The sequence below is a fragment of the Serratia sp. BNK-23 genome, assembly GCF_047456145.1.
Classification (GTDB): Bacteria; Pseudomonadota; Gammaproteobacteria; order Enterobacterales; family Enterobacteriaceae; genus Serratia; species Serratia nematodiphila.
In genome coordinates, this window is sequence record NZ_CP179900.1 from 669,334 (window position 1) to 686,170 (window position 16,837).

The window sequence follows — 16,837 nt, forward strand, 5'->3', positions numbered from 1 at the left end:
TACTATGAAACACACTGTAGACGTAATGATTTCCGAGCAGGAAGTTAAGACCCGTATCGCCGAACTTGGCCGCCAGATCACCGAACATTACCGCGACAGCGGCAGTGACATGGTGCTGGTCGGGCTGCTGCGCGGCTCCTTCATGTTCATGGCCGATCTCTGCCGCGCGATTGACGTGCCGCACGAAGTCGACTTTATGACCGCCTCCAGCTACGGCAGCGGCATGTCCACCACTCGCGACGTGAAGATCCTCAAGGATCTGGACGAAGACATTCGCGGCAAAGACGTGCTGATCGTGGAAGACATCATCGATTCTGGCAACACGCTGAACAAAGTGCGCGAGATTTTGGCGCTGCGTGGGCCGAAGTCGCTGGCGATTTGCACCTTGCTGGACAAGCCTGAGCGCCGTGAAGTGCAGGTGCCGGTCGAATACGTCGGCTTCTCGATCCCGGATGAGTTCGTGGTGGGGTATGGCATCGACTACGCCCAGCGTTATCGTCACCTGCCGTACGTCGGCAAAGTGGTGCTGCTGGACGAGTAATTGGATGTGGGGCGCGGCAAGCCGCGCCCGCGGCGGGGTTATACGCCTTTATCCTGCTTCAGTTTGGCTATCGCTTTGCGGTAGCCCATCTCCAGGCTCTCGCGGCTGGTCGCCAGCACTTCCATATCGCGCAGGCGGCCGTCCTGAATGCCGTACACCCAACCGTGGATCATCACCTTCTGGCCGCGCTTCCAGGCCGATTGCATGATGGTGGAATGGCCCAGGTTGTACACCTGTTCAATGACGTTGATCTCGCACAGCATGTCGAAACGCTGTTCCGGCGGCAGCTCGCCCAGCAGCGAGCTGTGCTTGTACCACAGATCGCGAATGTGCAGCAGCCAGTTGTCGATCAAACCCAGCTCCGGGTTTTCCACCGCGGCCTGCACGCCACCGCAGCCCAGGTGGCCGCAGATGATGATGTGTTCGACCTCCAGCACATCTACCGCATACTGCACCACCGACAGGCAGTTAAGATCGGTGTGGATAACGAGGTTCGCCACGTTGCGATGGACGAACAGTTCACCCGGCTCGAGGCCGGTCAGGCGTTCTGCGGGAACGCGGCTGTCAGAGCAACCAATCCATAAGAAGCGGGGCTTTTGCGCCTGGGCTAAACGTTCAAAAAAATCCGGGTCTTCCTGACTGATATTGGCCGACCAGGCCTGGTTGTTGGCGATAAGCTCTTCGATTTCTTTCATGAAGGTGATTGACCCGTAACGGACAGATTGCGTTGGGGTAATATAGGGTAAGCGTCACAATTTGGAAATCGGAACAGTGGTGCAGCCTCATTTACCGCACGGATTCGACGCAGTGAAAACGCCGTCGATGCTAGGATTATTGTTAGTGTTTCAAGCCTCGCAAACAGGGGCGCGGCGGCATACTCATCGTTATAAGGTACTATTTTACATATGAATTATGCACTGGAATTAGCGCAGCTGACCAAGACTTACGCCGGTGGCGTCAAGGCGCTGCGCGGCATCGACCTGAGCGTCGAAGCGGGGGACTTTTATGCCCTGCTGGGGCCAAACGGCGCCGGAAAGTCCACCACCATCGGCATCATCAGCTCGCTGGTGAACAAAACCGCCGGCAGCGTGCGGGTGTTCGGTTACGACATCGATAAAGACATCGTCAACGCCAAGCGCCAGCTCGGCCTGGTGCCGCAGGAGTTCAACTTCAATCCGTTTGAGACCGTGTTGCAGATCGTGGTGAATCAGGCGGGTTACTACGGCGTCACGCGGCGTGAAGCGATGGCGCGCGCCGAAAAATACCTCAATCAGCTGGATCTGTGGGGCAAGCGCAACGAGCGCGCCCGCATGCTGTCCGGCGGCATGAAGCGCCGCCTGATGATCGCCCGCGCGCTGATGCATCAGCCGAAGCTGCTGATTCTCGATGAGCCGACCGCCGGGGTGGATATTGAGCTGCGTCGCTCGATGTGGGGTTTCCTGAAAGATCTGAACGCCCAGGGCACCACCATTATCCTCACCACCCACTATCTGGAAGAGGCGGAAATGCTGTGCCGCAACATCGGCATCATCCAGAACGGGGAACTGGTGGAAAACACCTCGATGAAGGGGCTGCTGGCCAAGCTGAAGTCGGAAACCTTCATCCTCGATCTGGCGGCGAAGAGCCCGCTGCCGAAGCTGGACGGTTACCACAGCCGCCTGACGGATACCTCGACGCTGGAAGTGGAGGTGATGCGCGAGCAGGGGCTGAACGGCCTGTTCGCCCAGCTGAGCGCGCAGGGCGTGCAGGTGCTGAGCATGCGCAATAAGGCGAACCGCCTGGAAGAGCTGTTTGTCACCCTGGTTAACGGCAATGGAGAGAAAGCATGACGCGTTTGTATTGGGTGGCCTTACAGAGCATCTGGGCCAAAGAGGTAAACCGGTTCGCGCGCATCTGGATCCAGACCCTGGTGCCGCCGGTGATCACCATGACGCTGTACTTCATCATCTTCGGTAACCTGATCGGCTCGCGCATTGGCGATATGCACGGCTTCAGCTACATGCAGTTCATCGTGCCCGGCCTTATCATGATGGCGGTGATCACCAACTCCTATGCCAACGTCGCCTCGTCGTTCTTCAGCGCCAAGTTTCAGCGCAACATTGAGGAACTGCTGGTGGCGCCGGTGCCGACCCACGTGGTGATCGCCGGCTATGTCGGCGGCGGCGTGGCGCGCGGCATCTGCGTCGGCGTACTGGTGACCATCATCTCACTGTTCTTCGTGCCGCTGCAGGTGCACGCCTGGTGGGTGATTGCGCTGACGCTGCTGCTGACGGCGATCCTGTTCTCGCTGGCGGGGCTGATCAATGCGGTGTTCGCCACCACTTTCGACGACATCAGCCTGATCCCGACCTTCGTGCTGACGCCGCTGACTTACCTGGGCGGGGTGTTCTACTCGCTGTCGCTGCTGCCGCCATTCTGGCAGGCGGTGTCCAAGCTGAACCCCATCGTTTATATGATCAGCGGCTTCCGCTACGGTTTCCTCGGCATCAACGACGTGCCGCTGGCGTTCACCATGGCGGTGTTGGTGGCGTTTATCGCGGTGTTTTACCTGCTGTCCTGGTACCTGATCGAGCGCGGCCGCGGCCTGCGCAGCTGATCGTATCGCGCCCTCGCTTTCCCGGCGGGGGCGCTTTTCTTGATTTGGCGCAGGCGGCGCGTAAATCAATAGAATTGCTCAAATAACCGCTAGTTCCCCGCTGTTCAAATCGTGCTATGCTGGCGCTCCACATTTCCTCCACTTTTGTCATTACGCACTCGTAAGCAGAACATCATCATGCGGTCTCAATACACGTTAACGGCTGGGTTGCTCGGCATTCTGATGTCGTTGGTTTCCCCTGTGAGCCTGGCTAGTCTGCTGTCGGAAGACAGCGCGGTTAAATCTGAATACATGGAAGCGCAGCGCGATAGCGAAGTCTATGCGTTGGTGGGCGAGCATGTGATCCCGGTAGGGGAAGTGAAGCGCGGGCAACTGCTCCAAGTCTTCCCGGCGGATGCGGAATACTACGAATTCAAATTCGGGCACGGTACCGGCTTTATCGATAAAGACGACGTGCGTGAATTGAAGAAGTCGCGCAAGGTGCAAGACGATCTAGGCGAGCTGAACAAACCGCTGACCAACCAGAATCTGATCACGCAAAAAACGATCGACGTATACACCGCAGCGGACAAGGACAGCGAGGTATTGGGCACGCTGGAAGGCAACCTGCGCTATCCGATCATCGGCAAGCTGAAGGATCGCCTGAACAACACCTGGTACGAGGTCAACATCGGCGAGCGGCTGGGGTTCATTAATGAGTTGGACTGCGAGATCGATAACGGCATACCGGTGCTGACTTACCACCACCTGCTGAAAAACGAAGAGAACAAACGCTTCCGCCACACCTCGACCACCACTTCAGACGTGGCGTTCAGCAACCAGATGACCTACCTGAAGCAGGCGGGCTACGACACCATTTCGCTGTACCAGCTGGAAGCCTACCTGAAAAATCAGATCAACCTGCCGGGCAAGGCGGTCGTGCTGACCTTCGACGACGGGCTGAAATCGGTGTATCGCTACGCTTACCCGGTATTGAAGGATTACGGTTTCCGCGCCACGGCGTTCATCATCTCTTCGCGCATCAAACGCCATCCGCAGAAATGGAACCCGGACTCGTTGCAGTTTATGAGCGTCTCGGAGCTCAAGCAGATTCAGGACGTGTTCGACGTGCAGTCGCATACCCATTTCCTGCACCGCACCGACGGTAATCGCCAGCCGATTTTGCTGAGCCGTTCGCTGCACAATATCGAGTTTGATTTTGAGCGCTCTCGCCGCGCGCTGTCGCAGTTCAATCCGCACGTGCTGTATCTGTCTTACCCATTCGGCGGCTATAACCAACGGGCGATTCAGGCGGCGCAGGACGCCGGTTTCCATCTGGCGGTGACCACGGTGCAGGGCAAGGTAAAGCCGGGGGATAACCCCTATACGCTAAAGCGGCTGTATATTCTGCGCACCGACTCGATCCAGACCATGGCGGATCGGATAGCCAACAAGCCGGGCACGGTGGTGGTGCAATAAGGAAGAACGGGCGCGCAAGGCGCCCGTTTTATTGTCAGGCGACCTGAACCGGCACGGCTTTCGCCTTGCGCTGCAGGTTGTTGTCACCTTCGAAATAGGCGACTTTCGGGTGGTGTTGGCGGGCGTCGGCGTCGGTCATTTGCACATAGGAGCAGATGATCAGTTTGTCGCCGACGCAGGCGCAGCGCGCGGCGGCGCCGTTGACCGAAATGATGCGCGAACCGCGCTCGGCGGCGATGGCGTAGGTGGAGAAGCGCTGGCCGTTATCCACGTTGTAAATATCGATCGCTTCATATTCCAGAATGCCGGCCGCTTCCAGGAAATCCTGGTCGATGGCGCAGGATCCTTCATAGTGCAAGTCAGCCTGAGTGACTTTGACGCGATGCAGCTTGCCTTGCAGCATAGTACGTATCATAGCTTTACCTAACTGAATATCGGCCTTCACAGGCGCTGGGGTTGAACATCTCTCCTGCATCCCTGCAATCTCTATCGTCACCGATTGCCCCGCCATTGTCTACCTATGGTCAGGGCGGTAGGGTGACGACAGTATAAAAAACGGCTTACAGCGTCAGGTCGACCTGCTGGTTGTCGATAAGACGCGCCTTGCCCAGCCAGGCTGCCATCAGCACCACCGCTCGCTGGCTGTCCACCGTCAGCGGCTGCAGGCTGTCGGCGTCGCGAATAAACAGCTCATCCGGCGTAAAGCCGGCGGCGCGCAGCTGCTCGGCGGTCTGCTCCAGCAGCGCTTCGATCTGGCGCTCGCCATTGGCCAGCTGTTGCGCCAGCGCGTTCATGATCTTGCTCAGCTGCGGCGCTACCTTGCGCTCTTCGGCGGTCAGGTAGCCGTTGCGCGAACTGAGGGCCAGGCCGTCTTTGGCGCGCACGGTCGGCACGCCGACGATATCGATGTCGTAACCCATGTCCGCCACCATTTTGCGGATCAACGCCAGCTGTTGGTAATCCTTCTCGCCGAAACAGGCCAAATCAGGCTGCACCAGGTTGAACAGCTTGCTGACGATGGTGGAAACGCCGCGGAAGTGGCCCGGCCGGCTGGCGCCTTCCAGGATGGTGGAGATGCCCGGCACGTCGACGTAGGTCTGCTGCTCCAGGCCCTGCGGATAAACCGCGGCCGGGGCCGGCGCGAACACCAGATCGACGCCGCGGCGGGTCAGCTTTTCGCTGTCTTCCTGCAGCGTGCGCGGGTAGCGCGCCAGATCGTCCGGGCGATCGAACTGCATCGGGTTAACGAAGATGCTCACCACCACCACGTCGGCGCGGGCGCGCGCTTCATCGACCAGCGTCATGTGGCCGTCGTGCAGGTTGCCCATGGTCGGCACCAGCGCGATGCGTTTGCCTTCCTGGCGCCAGCGGCGGATCTGCTGACGCAGCATCGGCAGGGTTTCGATAATAATCATTGGGTGACTCCTGGAACCATCGCTTAGTTAAAAGAGTGTTCAGCCGCCGGGTAGAGGCCTTGCTCCACTTCCTGAATGTAGTGCTGCACCGCCGTGCGGATATCGCCGCTCTGCGCCAGGAAGTTCTTGGCGAACTTCGGCGTGTGGCCGCCGGTGATGCCGAAGGCGTCGTGCATCACCAGGATCTGGCCGTCGGTGCCGTTGCCGGCGCCGATGCCGATGACCGGAATGGACAGCGCTTCGGTGATCTGGCGCGCCAGCTCGGTCGGCACGCATTCCAGCACCAGCAGCTGAATGCCGGCCAGTTCCAGATTCTGCGCGTCCTGCAACAGCTGCTTGGCGGCCAGTTCGTCGCGCCCTTGCACCTTATAACCGCCGAACACGTTGACCGACTGCGGCGTCAGGCCCAGGTGGCCGCATACCGGCACCGCGCGCTCGGCGAGCATTTTCACCGTGTCGCACAACCAGCTGCCGCCTTCCAGTTTCACCATGTTGGCGCCGGCGCGCATCAGCTCGGCGGCGTTGGCGAAGGTTTGTTCGGGGGTGGCGTAACTCATGAACGGCAGATCGGCCAGCAGCAGACAGGCCGGCGCGCCGCGGCGCACGGCGCGCGTGTGATAGGCCACGTCGGCGACGGTGACCGGCAGCGTGGAGTCGTGGCCCTGCAGCGTCATGCCCAGCGAATCGCCCACCAACAGGACTTTGATGCCTTGCTCTTCAAACAGTTTGGCAAAGCTGGCATCGTAGGCGGTAAGGGTAGCAAACTTGCGTTGCTCCTGTTTCCACTGGCGCAAGTGGGTCACGGTGGTGGGTTTCATCACAACGTCTCCTGAAACGGGCCGTGCGGCGTACGCAGGCCCAGGCTGCAAAAAAGTGCAGTCATTCTACTGTAACCCGATCGGGGTGGGTAGCGCGGATCGCCATGCTTAAGCGGTTCTTAAGAACCTTGTGGTGCAATGGCGCCAAGACTCAAAAGGGATACTCATGCGAATTCTGTTGATCGAAGATGACAAACTGATCGGGGACGGCATCAAGGCCGGGCTGACCAAACTCGGCTTCAATCTGGACTGGTTCACCGACGGCGCCGTCGGCAAAAATGCGCTGGACAGCGCGCCGTACGACGCGGTGATCCTCGATCTCAGCCTGCCGGGCCTCGACGGCCTGGATCTGCTGCGCCAGTGGCGCCAGGCCGGGCAGGACGTGCCGGTGCTGATCCTCACCGCCCGCGATGCGCTGGAGCAGCGGGTCAGCGGGCTGCAAAGCGGCGCCGACGATTACCTGTGCAAGCCGTTCGCGCTGGCCGAAGTGGCGGCGCGCCTGCAGGCGCTGATCCGCCGTCGCCACGGCCAACTGATGCCGCAGCTGACGCACGGCAACGTGGTGTTCGACAGCGCCACTCGCAGCGTGAGCTGCAACGGCGAGCCGGTGACGCTGACGCCGCGCGAATTGGCGGTGCTGGAGCTGTTTCTGCACAACAAAGGGCGCGTGCTGGCGCGGCCGTTGATTCAGGAGAAACTGTACAACTGGGACGACGAAGTGAGCAGTAACGCGGTGGAGGTGCATATTCACCACCTGCGGCGCAAGCTGGGCAACGGCTTCATCCGTACCATCCACGGCGTGGGTTACACGCTGGGGGATGCGCCGTGAAGCGTCTCAGCCTGCGGCTGCGCCTGATCCTGATCTTCAGCCTGCTGGCGCTGCTGACCTGGAGCACCGCCAGCGTGGTGGCCTGGGTGATGTCGCGCAACACCATCAACGAAGTGTTCGACACCCAGCAGATGCTGTTCGCCAAGCGGCTGGCGACCGCTAACCTCGGCGATCTGTTGGCCGATGAAAGCGCGCGCAGCCTGCCGAAAACCAAGAAGCTGGTGCATCACGGCAAGCGCGGCGAGCAGGACGACGACGCGCTGGCGTTCGCCATCTTCGATCGCCAGGGCAAGATGCTGCTCAACGACGGCGAGAACGGTGCCGACTTCCTGTTTGACGGGGAGCGTGAGGGTTTTACCGACGGCGAGCGCAAAGGCGATGACGACAGCTGGCGCCTGGTGTGGCTGACCAGCCCGGACGGGCGCTACCGCATCGTGGTCGGCCAGGAGTGGGATTACCGGCGCGATATGGCGCTGGGCATGGTGACCGGCCAACTGGTGCCCTGGCTGGCGACGCTGCCGGTGCTGATGCTGCTGATCGCGCTGATGGTCGGGCGCGAGCTGCGGCCGCTGCGCGCGGTGGCGGCCGGTTTGCGCCGGCGCGCGCCCGATGACGCCGCGCCGCTGGACGCGCGCCAGGTGCCGACCGAGGTGCGCCCACTGGTGGATGCGCTCAACGCGCTGTTCGCCCGCATCAACGCTTTACTGGTGCGGGAGCGGCGTTTCACCTCCGATGCCGCGCACGAATTGCGCAGCCCGCTGGCGGCATTGCGGGTGCAGACCGAAGTGGTGCAGTTGGCGGGGGACGATGCGCCGATGCGCGAGCATGCGCTGGACAATCTGACGGTCGGCATCGATCGCGCCACCCGGCTGGTGGATCAGCTGCTCACGCTGTCGCGGCTGGATTCGCTGTCGGATCTGGCCGAACTGGCGCCGATCGACTGGAACAATCTGGTGACGATGACCCTAGCGGAACAGGACCGGCAGGCGCATGCGGCGGGCGTGACGCTACGCTATGAACATCGGGGAACGCCGCCGCCGCGTCAGGGAGAAACCTTGCTGCTGTCGCTGCTGTTGCGCAATCTGCTGGACAACGCGGTGCGCTATACCCCGCAGGGCGGCGTCGTCACCATGACGTTGAGCGAACGTTCACTGACGGTGGAGGACGACGGTCCGGGTGTCACCACGGAGCATCTGGCGCGGCTCGGAGAGCGCTTCTATCGCCCGCCGGGGCAGGAACAAACCGGCAGCGGGCTGGGGCTCTCGATCGTACAGCGTATTGCCGGCTTGCATGGTTTACAGATCAGTTTCGCCAATCGCCCGGCGGGGGGATTTGTCGCGCGGCTGGCGCTGTAGGCGGGTCAGGATTTCGGTTTTGGCGAGTGCCACAGCGCCATGCCGTTTTCCGGCACGCGCTTGAGGCAGCTGGCGAGCGGTTCGCCATCGGGGAAAATCAGATCGGGGGCGATTTCTGCCAGCGGGTAGAGCATGAATTCGCGCTCTTTCAGGCCGTAATGCGGCACCGTCAGGCGATCGGTATGGATCACCTGGTCGCCGTACAGCATGATGTCCAGATCGAGCGTGCGCGGCCCCCAGCGTTCATCCTTGCGCACGCGCCCCTGATTGCGTTCTATCGCCTGGGTATGGTCGAGCAGCTGTTCGGGCGGCAACAGGGTATCCAGCGCCACCACCGCATTGAGAAAGTCCGGCTGGTTTTGCGGCCCCAGCGGCTTGGTGCGGTAAAACGAAGAACTGGTGACCAGCCGGGTGCGCGGGAGATGCTCCAGCGCCTCCAGCGCGGCGTTAACCTGTTGCAGCGGCTGCGCCAGGTTGCTGCCCAGCGCGATATAAACGCGGATCATTATGCCCCTTCTTTACGCGGTGCCCGGCGGCGAGGGCGGCGTTGGCGCGCGCGGCGCGGCGCCGGATCGTCACCCAGGGTGCTCAGCATGGCTTTCTGCCGCGCCGGCGTGGCGTCCTGGAACTCGCCCCACCACTCGGCCAGACGCAACATTTCCTGATTGTCTTCCACTTCCGCACGCAGCGCCAGCAAATCATAGGCGGCGCGGAATTTCGGATGCTCCATCAGTTTGTGCGCGCGTTTGCCCTGGCGGCGGGACAGGCGCAGCTGCAGCTGCCAGATATCGCGCACCAGCGTGGTGATGCGTTTCGGGATGGCCAGCGAGCGGCACTGCTCGTCGAGCACGTCGTTCATCGCCAGCGCGAAGGCGTCGTAGTAGGCCAGGCCGCTTTCCTGCGCCAGCTTCTGCGCATGCTCCAGCAGCGGGTACCACAGCATGGCGGCGAACAGGAACGCCGGGTTGACGCGCATGTCGTTCTGCAGACGGTGATCGGTGTTCTTCAGCACCTGCACCAGAATGCGCTCCATCGGCGTATCGTGGTTCGGCGTGAAGTTACGGGCGATCAGCGGGAACAGCGGTTGGAACAGCTGGTATTCGCACAGCTTCAGGTAGGTCTGGAAACCGTAACCCGCCTGCAGCAGCTTGAGGGATTCTTCGAACAGGCGCGCCGGTGGGATCTCATGCAGCAGCGAAGCCAGACGCGGGATCGGCTCGGCGGTCTCTTCGCTGATGCGCATGTCCAGCTTGGCGGCGAAGCGCACCGCGCGCAGCATACGCACCGGATCTTCGCGGTAGCGGGTTTCCGGATCGCCGATCAGGCGGATCACGCCTTGCTTCAGATCGTTCAGGCCGCCGACGTAATCGCGCAGGGTGAAATCCGCCACGCCGTAGTACAGGCTGTTGATGGTGAAATCACGGCGCTGGGCGTCTTCCTCGATCGAACCGAAGATATTGTCGCGCAGCAGCATGCCGTTTTGCGCCTGCTGGGAGGAATTCTTGTCGGATTCCTGATTCTGTTCGTGGTGACCGCGGAAGGTGGCCACTTCGATGATCTCCGGCCCGAACATCACGTGCGCCAGGCGGAAACGGCGGCCGACCAGGCGGCAGTTGCGGAACAGCTTGCGCACTTGCTCCGGCGTGGCGTTGGTGGTGATGTCGAAGTCTTTCGGCTTTTTGCCGAGCAACAGATCGCGCACCCCGCCGCCGACCAGATAAGCCTCGTAGCCGGACTTGTTCAGGCGATAAAGCACTTTCAGCGCATTCTCGCTGATGTCTTTACGGGAGATCGAGTGCTGTTCGCGCGGGATCACGGTCATCGAGTCGTTGCTCTCGGCGATAGGAAAAGGCGGACGCTTGCGCGGCGTTGAGCGGCGGGCAGGGGCGTTGCTGCCGTTATCGGCGGCGCGCGGCTGCGGCGCAGGGCGGCTTGGCGCCGCGGCACGCTCTTCGCGGACTACGTTTTTATCGCCGGCCGCCGCGTCGTCGCGGGGCAGCTTGTCATCGCGGGTCAGTACCTTACGACAGAAGTTGGCTACTCGGGTAAAAATGGTACACCTCGATAGTGACTGATAAAAATGGAGCTAACAAAAAATAGCGGCTAATCATAGCTCACCATGGCTCCTTTGAGAATGCCGGCGTGTTTTCATCCAGAGGGATAGCCTCCTGACGCGGCACGTTTTCCAACCGCCAGTGTTCGATCGCCCAGCTCAATAATAATGGCAGGTCAAGATCTTGCCAGCTTTCCGGCAGCGGTTGGCGCAGAAATTTCAGCGCGGCGATCAGCACCGGGCGCGGATCGCCGGCGGGCAACGCCGGCGCATGATTTTGCTTCGACAGCTTGATGCCGTTGGCGCCCAGAGCCAGCGGCAGATGCACATAGGCGGGCACCGGCGCCTGCAGCTGGCGGTAGAGGGCAATTTGGCGCACCGTCGGTTCGATCAGATCGGCGCCGCGGACAATCTCGGTCACGCCCTGAAAATGGTCGTCGATCACCACCGCCAGGTTGTAGGCGAACAGCCCATCGCGGCGGCGAATGATAAAGTCTTCCCCCGCCAGCGCCGGATCGGCGTGCAATTCTCCCTGCAGGAGATCGTTGAACCGGTAAACGGGGGCGGTCTGACGCAAGCGGATAGCGGCACCCTGCGGGCCGAGCTGCAAATCGCGGCAGTGGCCGTCGTACAATCCGCCGATGTGCTGGATGCGGCTGCGGGTGCAGGTGCAGTAATAGCTGAGCCCCTGGCGCTGCAACAGATCCAGCGCGGCGCGATAGGCGTCGTGACGTTGGGATTGATAGATGACCTGGCCGTCCCAGTGGAGACCATAATGTTCCAGCGCAGACAGGATGCGAGCGGCGGCGCCGGGGACTTCGCGCGGCGGGTCGATATCTTCGATGCGAACCAGCCACTGCCCGCGTTGGGCGCGAGCCTGAAGGTAGCTTCCCAGAGCGGCAATCAGCGAACCGAAATGCAGATCCCCGGAAGGCGATGGGGCAAAGCGCCCCACATAATGACTTTCTTGCATATCAGAGGGGAGAGGTTCCCTTTTCTCTGTGCGGCGCACGCGGGTGCGCACGCCGCAGCGATAACATACTCGTTATGCTTGAAACTGCATCTGTGTTAGCTGCGCCTGCTTACCCGAATCACTTACTTGAGTAAGCTCATCGGGATGCGCATTCTTGCCGCCTTGATGCAGCTCCAATCATGTAGAGTAGCGGTATTAGCCGGCCATCTGCTTTTCGCGGATCTCAGCCAGCGTCTTGCAGTCGATGCACAGATCGGCGGTCGGACGCGCTTCGAGGCGACGAATACCGATCTCCACGCCACAAGATTCGCAGTAGCCGAAATCATCGTCTTCCACTTTCTTCAGCGTTTTCTCGATCTTTTTGATCAGTTTGCGTTCACGGTCACGGTTACGCAGTTCAAGGCTGAACTCTTCTTCCTGAGTGGCACGGTCGGCCGGATCAGGGAAGTTGGCTGCCTCTTCTTGCATATGCGATACAGTACGGTCCACTTCGTCCCTGAGCTGGTTGCGCCACGCTTCAAGAATGCGCTTGAAATGCGACAACTGGGCGTCGTTCATGTACTCTTCGCCCGGCTTCTCTTGGTACGGCTCCACCCCAGCGATGGCGAGAATGCTCAAGGACGAGGTTTTACGGTTTTGCCCTTCTTGCATGTTGCTTCTCCTACATACACACGCACTATCGAATCCCCAATGCGGGGGAAAAACAGGCCGCTATAAATAACAGAAGGAAGGTAGGTTGGCAATTATTCCTGTCGCCCGCTTGACAATCGTGTGAAGGAGGGCGTATTTGGCGATCGTGCTGGCCGGTTGTCTATTTATAGGGACCCGACTGCGCTAATCGATAAAAAACGGCAGCTTATCGCAGAGATAAATACCGTCAGGTGATAACTTTGCCCCGTAGCAAACCACTTCCACTCCCAACTGCCGGACCTGTGCCAACAGCGCCGCATAGCGCTCATCTATATGATGTGCCGGTGCGACCTGCTCAATACCGCTGTGTAACACGGCAAAGAACAACACCGCCCGTTGCCCGCTTTCAACCACGCTGAGCAACTCACGCAGGTGCTTTTGCCCTCTGAGCGTTACCGCATCAGGAAAGTAACCACGTTGTTGTTGCAGTAATGTGACTGACTTAACTTCAATATAGCAGTTAACCCGATTTTCTGCCTGTAATAACAAATCGATACGGCTGTTTTCACCGCCGTATTTCACCTCGCCGCTGATTTTACTGTAACCGGATAATTCATCGATTAAATTATGTTCAATCGCCTCGCGCACCAGCGCGTTGGCGCGCAGGGTATTGACGCAGATCCAGTGCCCCTGTTGGGTATGGGTCAACTCCCAACTGTGGGCGTATTTGCGCTTGGGATTGTCCGAGGTGGAGTACCAAACGGTGTCGCCGGGCGTGGCGCAGCCGGTCATGGCGCCGGTATTGGCGCAGTGCAGCGTAAAGGTTTCCCCTTCCGGGGTGATCACGTCCGCCAGAAAGCGTTTGTAACGTTTGATCAGCGTAGCGGAACGCAGCGGTGGAGAGAAAATCATGCGGATGCCTGTTTGGCCAGCGGCCACTGTTCGAGGTGTTGATAGCGGGTGCGGCCGTTTTCGAACACCGACTCATATAAGGAAAAGGCGTCGGCGCTGAACGCCCAGCCCGGCGTCGCCGGCGGGATCGCCACCGGCTGAGTGGCGGCGCGCAGCAGCGTGATGTGCGGATGGAACGGCAGCGCGCTTTGATGGCAGCCGCTGCGTGCGGCCTGCGAACGCAGCAGCTCGGCCAGCTGCAGCAGCCCGCGCGGCGCGCGGCGGGTGCCGAGCCAGACCACGCCGGGGCGCGGCCAATGGCCGAGATCGTCGAGCCGCATGCTGAAGCCGGGTTGCACGATACGGCCGGCCAGTTTGCGCAGCGCCAGTTCTTTCTGCGCGCTGACCTCGCCGAGAAACGCCAGCGTCAGGTGCAAATTGGCCGCCGCCACCGGCCGGCCGGCCTCCGGCGCAAACGCCTCGGCGCGCCAGCGGATCACCTGCCGTTGCAGGGCGTCAGGCAAGGACAGGGCGAAAAACAGGCGGCGCGAATTGGACATAAGGACTCGGCAAATGCATGACAAAACGGTCGGGAACAGCGGTAAACGTTACTGGCAGCGGCCCCGCGAGCGGCGCGGCGCACGAATGAGCTCCGTACTATAGCTAACGCCGCCGCAGTTTGAAAGGTTACGGGGACAAAGCTAATGCTACACTGTACGCCGTTTAACGCTAACCACTACGGAGAATTCAGTGTCTTCATTGCCCGTCAGCGCGGTGCTCGATGAGTTGCTGGCTGCGCTGCAGTCTGCCCCGCAGGTGCTGTTGCACGCCCCGACCGGCGCCGGTAAATCCACCTGGTTGCCGCTGCAGATCCTGGCTAAGGCCGGGTTGCCGGGGCGCATTATCATGTTGGAGCCGCGGCGGCTGGCGGCGAAAAACGTCGCCTATCGCCTGGCGCAGCAACTGGGGGAGGAGCCTGGTCAGACCGTGGGCTACCGCATGCGCGCCGAAAGCAAAAGCGGGCCGCAAACCCGACTGGAAGTGGTGACGGAAGGCATTCTCACCCGCATGCTGCAGCAGGATGCCGAGCTGCAGGGCGTGTCGTTGGTGATCCTCGATGAGTTCCATGAACGCAGCCTGCAGGCCGATTTGGCGCTGGCGTTGCTGCTCGACGTGCAGCAAGGGCTGCGCGACGATCTGAAACTGCTGATCATGTCGGCCACCTTGGATAACGCTCGCCTGTCGCAGTTGCTGCCGGAAGCGCCGGTAGTGGTGTCTGAGGGGCGCAGTTTCCCGGTTGAACGCCTGTATCAGCCGTTGGCCAGCCATCAGCGGCTGGAGGACGGCGTAGCGGCGGCGGTGAAGCGGTTGCTGGCCGAACAGCCGGGATCTTTGCTGCTGTTCCTGCCGGGCGTGGCGGAGATCAATCGGGTGCTGGAGCGATTGACCGGCGAGGTGGCGAGCGATACCGATCTTTGCCCGCTGTATGGTGCCTTGCCTCTGGCGCAACAGCAAAAAGCGATTCAGCCGGCGGCGCCTGGCCGCCGCAAGGTGGTGCTGGCGACCAACATCGCCGAAACCAGCCTGACGATCGAGGGCATTCGGCTGGTGGTGGACAGCGGCCTGGAGCGCGTGGCGCGTTACGACGTGCGCAACGGTTTGACACGGCTGGCGACACAGCGCATCAGTCAGGCCTCGATGGTACAGCGTGCCGGGCGCGCCGGGCGCCTGGAGCCGGGCCTTTGCTGGCATCTGTTCGCCAAAGAACAGGCGGAACGCGCGGCGGAACATGCCGAACCGGATATTTTACAGAGCGATCTCACCGGCTTCTGGCTCGAACTGTTGCAGTGGGGTTGCCACGATCCGGCGCAGCTGACCTGGCTTGATGCGCCGCCGGCGGCGGCATTGGCGGCGGCCAGGGCGTTGCTGCGTCGGTTGGGGGCTACGGATGACGGCGACAAACTCACCGCGCCGGGGCGCCAGATGGCCGCGTTGGGATGCGAGCCGCGGCTGGCGGCGATGCTGGTCGCCGGCGCGACGCTGAGCGCCGACGGCCTGGCGACGGCCGCGTTGCTGGCGGCATTGCTGGAAGAACCGCCGCGCGGCGGGCAGATGGATATCGGTTATTGGCTGAGCCGCCCGCAGCCGAACTGGCGGCAGCGCGCCGCGCAGTTGGCCAAACGTCTGCCGCAACGTGCGGGGCAAGTTGACGCCGATTTGGCGCCGCGGCTGTTGGCGCTGGCATTTACCGATCGCATCGCCCAGCGTCGCGGTCAGGACGGCCGCTACTTGCTGGCTAACGGCATGGGGGCGGCGATGAACCAGGATGAGGCGCTGTCGCGCGCGCCCTGGCTGATCGTCCCCAGCCTGTTGCAGGGCCACAACAGCCCCGATGCGCGAATCCTGTTGGCGTTGCCGGTGGACATCGAAGCGCTGGCGGCGCAGCTGCCGGCGATGGTCATGCAGCGCACGGCGGTGGAATGGGATGAAGAGAAGGGCACGCTGCGCGCCTGGAAGCGCCAGCAGATCGGCCGTCTGACGCTGCGCGCTCAGCCGCTGGCCAAACCGGCGGACGAAGAGCTGCAGCAGGCGCTGCTCGATTGGGTGCGCGCGCAGGGGCTGGCGGTGCTCAACTGGGAGGGCGCAGCCGAACAATTGCGGGTGCGCCTGCAGTGCGCGCAAGCCTGGCTGCCGGAGGCGGAGTGGCCGGCGATGGATGAAGAGCCGCTGCTGGCGGCGCTGGATCAGTGGCTGCTGCCGTCGCTGAACGGCGTGCGCGATCTGCGCGGCTTGAAGCAGGTCAACCTCGCCGAGGCGTTGTCCCGCCTGCTGGACTGGCAGCAAAAGCAGCGGCTGGATAATGCGCTACCCACTCATTACACTGTGCCGACCGGCAGCCGCCTGCCGATCCGTTATGAGGCCGGCAAACCGCCGGCGCTGGCGGTGCGTTTGCAGGAGATGTTCGGCGAGCAGCGCAGCCCGATGTTGGCGGAGGGTCGCATCCCGGTGGTGCTTGAGTTACTCTCACCTGCGCACCGGCCGTTGCAAATCACCGGCGATCTGGCGGCCTTCTGGCAAGGCGCCTACCGCGAGGTGCAAAAAGAGATGAAGGGCCGCTACCCGAAACACGTGTGGCCGGACGATCCGGCCACGGCGGTACCGACGCGCCGAACGAAGAAATATCAGTAGGTCGCGATCATTCAAGGTTTGGAATTCAGATGTTTCTTCTGGTCAGCGCTGCGGCGTCGGCACAGATTAAGCGACTAATCATGGCCGGC

At 61.5% G+C, this 16,837-nt stretch carries 17 protein-coding genes; 7 read left to right on the top strand and 10 right to left on the bottom strand.

Annotation, left to right across the window (positions count from 1 at the left end; all coding sequences use genetic code 11):
- Positions 1-4: 4 nt before the first annotated feature.
- Entirely contained in the window at positions 5-541 is a 537-nt protein-coding gene (gene hpt / locus ACMGF9_RS03175) for a hypoxanthine phosphoribosyltransferase (protein ID WP_048234659.1), read from the top strand.
- A gap of 38 nt (positions 542-579) precedes the next feature.
- On the opposite strand, the gene can is transcribed toward hpt, so the two are convergent.
- Positions 580-1,236 (bottom strand): carbonate dehydratase, encoded by a 657-nt coding sequence (can, locus tag ACMGF9_RS03180; protein WP_015379031.1) that lies wholly within the window; start codon positions 1,234-1,236, stop codon positions 580-582.
- A gap of 210 nt (positions 1,237-1,446) precedes the next feature.
- Between can and ACMGF9_RS03185 the strand changes: the two genes are divergently transcribed.
- From ACMGF9_RS03185 to ACMGF9_RS03195, 3 genes are all read left to right on the top strand, one after another.
- A complete protein-coding gene (locus ACMGF9_RS03185) occupies positions 1,447-2,370 on the top strand; it encodes an ABC transporter ATP-binding protein (RefSeq protein ID WP_021504747.1) in 924 nt (307 codons plus the stop codon).
- Positions 2,367-3,137, top strand: a complete 771-nt coding sequence (locus tag ACMGF9_RS03190) for an ABC transporter permease (protein ID WP_004937535.1) — start codon at positions 2,367-2,369, stop codon at positions 3,135-3,137. Before ACMGF9_RS03185 ends, ACMGF9_RS03190 begins: the two co-directional genes overlap by 4 nt.
- A gap of 177 nt (positions 3,138-3,314) precedes the next feature.
- Entirely contained in the window at positions 3,315-4,595 is a 1,281-nt protein-coding gene (locus ACMGF9_RS03195) for a polysaccharide deacetylase family protein (RefSeq protein ID WP_015379029.1), read from the top strand.
- 34 nt (positions 4,596-4,629) lie between these two features.
- Here the strand turns inward: ACMGF9_RS03195 and panD are convergent, their stop codons facing one another.
- The 3 genes from panD to panB form a co-directional block, all read right to left on the bottom strand.
- Positions 4,630-5,010 (bottom strand): aspartate 1-decarboxylase, encoded by a 381-nt coding sequence (gene panD, locus ACMGF9_RS03200; protein WP_004937544.1) that lies wholly within the window; start codon positions 5,008-5,010, stop codon positions 4,630-4,632.
- A 145-nt stretch (positions 5,011-5,155) separates the two neighbouring features.
- Positions 5,156-6,010 carry a pantoate--beta-alanine ligase gene (gene panC / locus ACMGF9_RS03205; RefSeq protein ID WP_015379028.1) on the bottom strand — a complete coding sequence of 285 codons (855 nt, stop codon included), beginning with the start codon at positions 6,008-6,010 and terminating at the stop codon, positions 5,156-5,158.
- Positions 6,011-6,033: 23 nt separating this feature from the next.
- A complete protein-coding gene (panB, locus tag ACMGF9_RS03210) occupies positions 6,034-6,828 on the bottom strand; it encodes a 3-methyl-2-oxobutanoate hydroxymethyltransferase (RefSeq protein ID WP_004937548.1) in 795 nt (264 codons plus the stop codon).
- A 166-nt stretch (positions 6,829-6,994) separates the two neighbouring features.
- On the opposite strand from panB, the gene qseB reads away from it, so the two are divergent.
- Entirely contained in the window at positions 6,995-7,657 is a 663-nt protein-coding gene (gene qseB, locus ACMGF9_RS03215) for a quorum sensing response regulator transcription factor QseB (protein ID WP_004937550.1), read from the top strand.
- On the top strand, positions 7,654-9,012 hold the full coding sequence (gene qseC / locus ACMGF9_RS03220) for a quorum sensing histidine kinase QseC (RefSeq protein ID WP_118891700.1): 1,359 nt from the start codon (positions 7,654-7,656) through the stop codon (positions 9,010-9,012). Before qseB ends, qseC begins: the two co-directional genes overlap by 4 nt.
- Before the next feature lie 5 nt (positions 9,013-9,017).
- Here qseC and folK read toward each other — a convergent pair whose 3' ends face one another.
- The 6 genes from folK to thpR form a co-directional block, all read right to left on the bottom strand.
- Positions 9,018-9,518, bottom strand: coding sequence for a 2-amino-4-hydroxy-6-hydroxymethyldihydropteridine diphosphokinase (gene folK / locus ACMGF9_RS03225; RefSeq protein WP_021504744.1), 501 nt, complete (start codon positions 9,516-9,518; stop codon positions 9,018-9,020).
- Positions 9,518-11,065 (bottom strand): polynucleotide adenylyltransferase PcnB, encoded by a 1,548-nt coding sequence (gene pcnB / locus ACMGF9_RS03230; protein WP_071591451.1) that lies wholly within the window; start codon positions 11,063-11,065, stop codon positions 9,518-9,520. The genes folK and pcnB overlap by 1 nt, the downstream gene beginning before the upstream one ends.
- Positions 11,066-11,126: 61 nt before the next feature.
- On the bottom strand, positions 11,127-12,038 hold the full coding sequence (gene gluQRS / locus ACMGF9_RS03235) for a tRNA glutamyl-Q(34) synthetase GluQRS (protein ID WP_015379024.1): 912 nt from the start codon (positions 12,036-12,038) through the stop codon (positions 11,127-11,129).
- A gap of 195 nt (positions 12,039-12,233) precedes the next feature.
- The gene (gene dksA, locus ACMGF9_RS03240; RefSeq protein WP_004937569.1) at positions 12,234-12,689 is read right to left on the bottom strand and encodes an RNA polymerase-binding protein DksA; all 456 of its coding nucleotides are present in this window, start codon (positions 12,687-12,689) and stop codon (positions 12,234-12,236) included.
- Between the two features lie 183 nt (positions 12,690-12,872).
- Positions 12,873-13,580 (bottom strand): DNA/RNA nuclease SfsA, encoded by a 708-nt coding sequence (gene sfsA, locus ACMGF9_RS03245; protein WP_118891703.1) that lies wholly within the window; start codon positions 13,578-13,580, stop codon positions 12,873-12,875.
- Entirely contained in the window at positions 13,577-14,119 is a 543-nt protein-coding gene (thpR, locus tag ACMGF9_RS03250) for an RNA 2',3'-cyclic phosphodiesterase (RefSeq protein WP_118891704.1), read from the bottom strand. Before thpR ends, sfsA begins: the two co-directional genes overlap by 4 nt.
- 190 nt (positions 14,120-14,309) lie before the next feature.
- On the opposite strand from thpR, the gene hrpB reads away from it, so the two are divergent.
- Complete coding sequence (gene hrpB, locus ACMGF9_RS03255) at positions 14,310-16,748, top strand: ATP-dependent helicase HrpB (RefSeq protein ID WP_180295564.1); 2,439 nt, start codon at positions 14,310-14,312, stop codon at positions 16,746-16,748.
- Positions 16,749-16,837 lie beyond the last annotated feature (89 nt).

Bases quoted from the DNA above. Each gene is read 5' to 3' on its own strand.
- panB (WP_004937548.1), bottom strand. From the start codon at position 6,828: ATGAAACCCACCACCGTGACCCACTTGCGCCAGTGGAAACAGGAGCAA.
- panD (WP_004937544.1), bottom strand. From the start codon at position 5,010: ATGATACGTACTATGCTGCAAGGCAAGCTGCATCGCGTCAAAGTCACT.
- gluQRS (WP_015379024.1), bottom strand. From the start codon at position 12,038: ATGCAAGAAAGTCATTATGTGGGGCGCTTTGCCCCATCGCCTTCCGGG.
- sfsA (WP_118891703.1), bottom strand. From the start codon at position 13,580: ATGATTTTCTCTCCACCGCTGCGTTCCGCTACGCTGATCAAACGTTAC.
- qseB (WP_004937550.1), top strand. From the start codon at position 6,995: ATGCGAATTCTGTTGATCGAAGATGACAAACTGATCGGGGACGGCATC.
- ACMGF9_RS03185 (WP_021504747.1), top strand. From the start codon at position 1,447: ATGAATTATGCACTGGAATTAGCGCAGCTGACCAAGACTTACGCCGGT.
- ACMGF9_RS03195 (WP_015379029.1), top strand. From the start codon at position 3,315: ATGCGGTCTCAATACACGTTAACGGCTGGGTTGCTCGGCATTCTGATG.
- dksA (WP_004937569.1), bottom strand. From the start codon at position 12,689: ATGCAAGAAGGGCAAAACCGTAAAACCTCGTCCTTGAGCATTCTCGCC.
- hpt (WP_048234659.1), top strand. From the start codon at position 5: ATGAAACACACTGTAGACGTAATGATTTCCGAGCAGGAAGTTAAGACC.
- folK (WP_021504744.1), bottom strand. From the start codon at position 9,518: ATGATCCGCGTTTATATCGCGCTGGGCAGCAACCTGGCGCAGCCGCTG.
- ACMGF9_RS03190 (WP_004937535.1), top strand. From the start codon at position 2,367: ATGACGCGTTTGTATTGGGTGGCCTTACAGAGCATCTGGGCCAAAGAG.
- panC (WP_015379028.1), bottom strand. From the start codon at position 6,010: ATGATTATTATCGAAACCCTGCCGATGCTGCGTCAGCAGATCCGCCGC.
- can (WP_015379031.1), bottom strand. From the start codon at position 1,236: ATGAAAGAAATCGAAGAGCTTATCGCCAACAACCAGGCCTGGTCGGCC.
- thpR (WP_118891704.1), bottom strand. From the start codon at position 14,119: ATGTCCAATTCGCGCCGCCTGTTTTTCGCCCTGTCCTTGCCTGACGCC.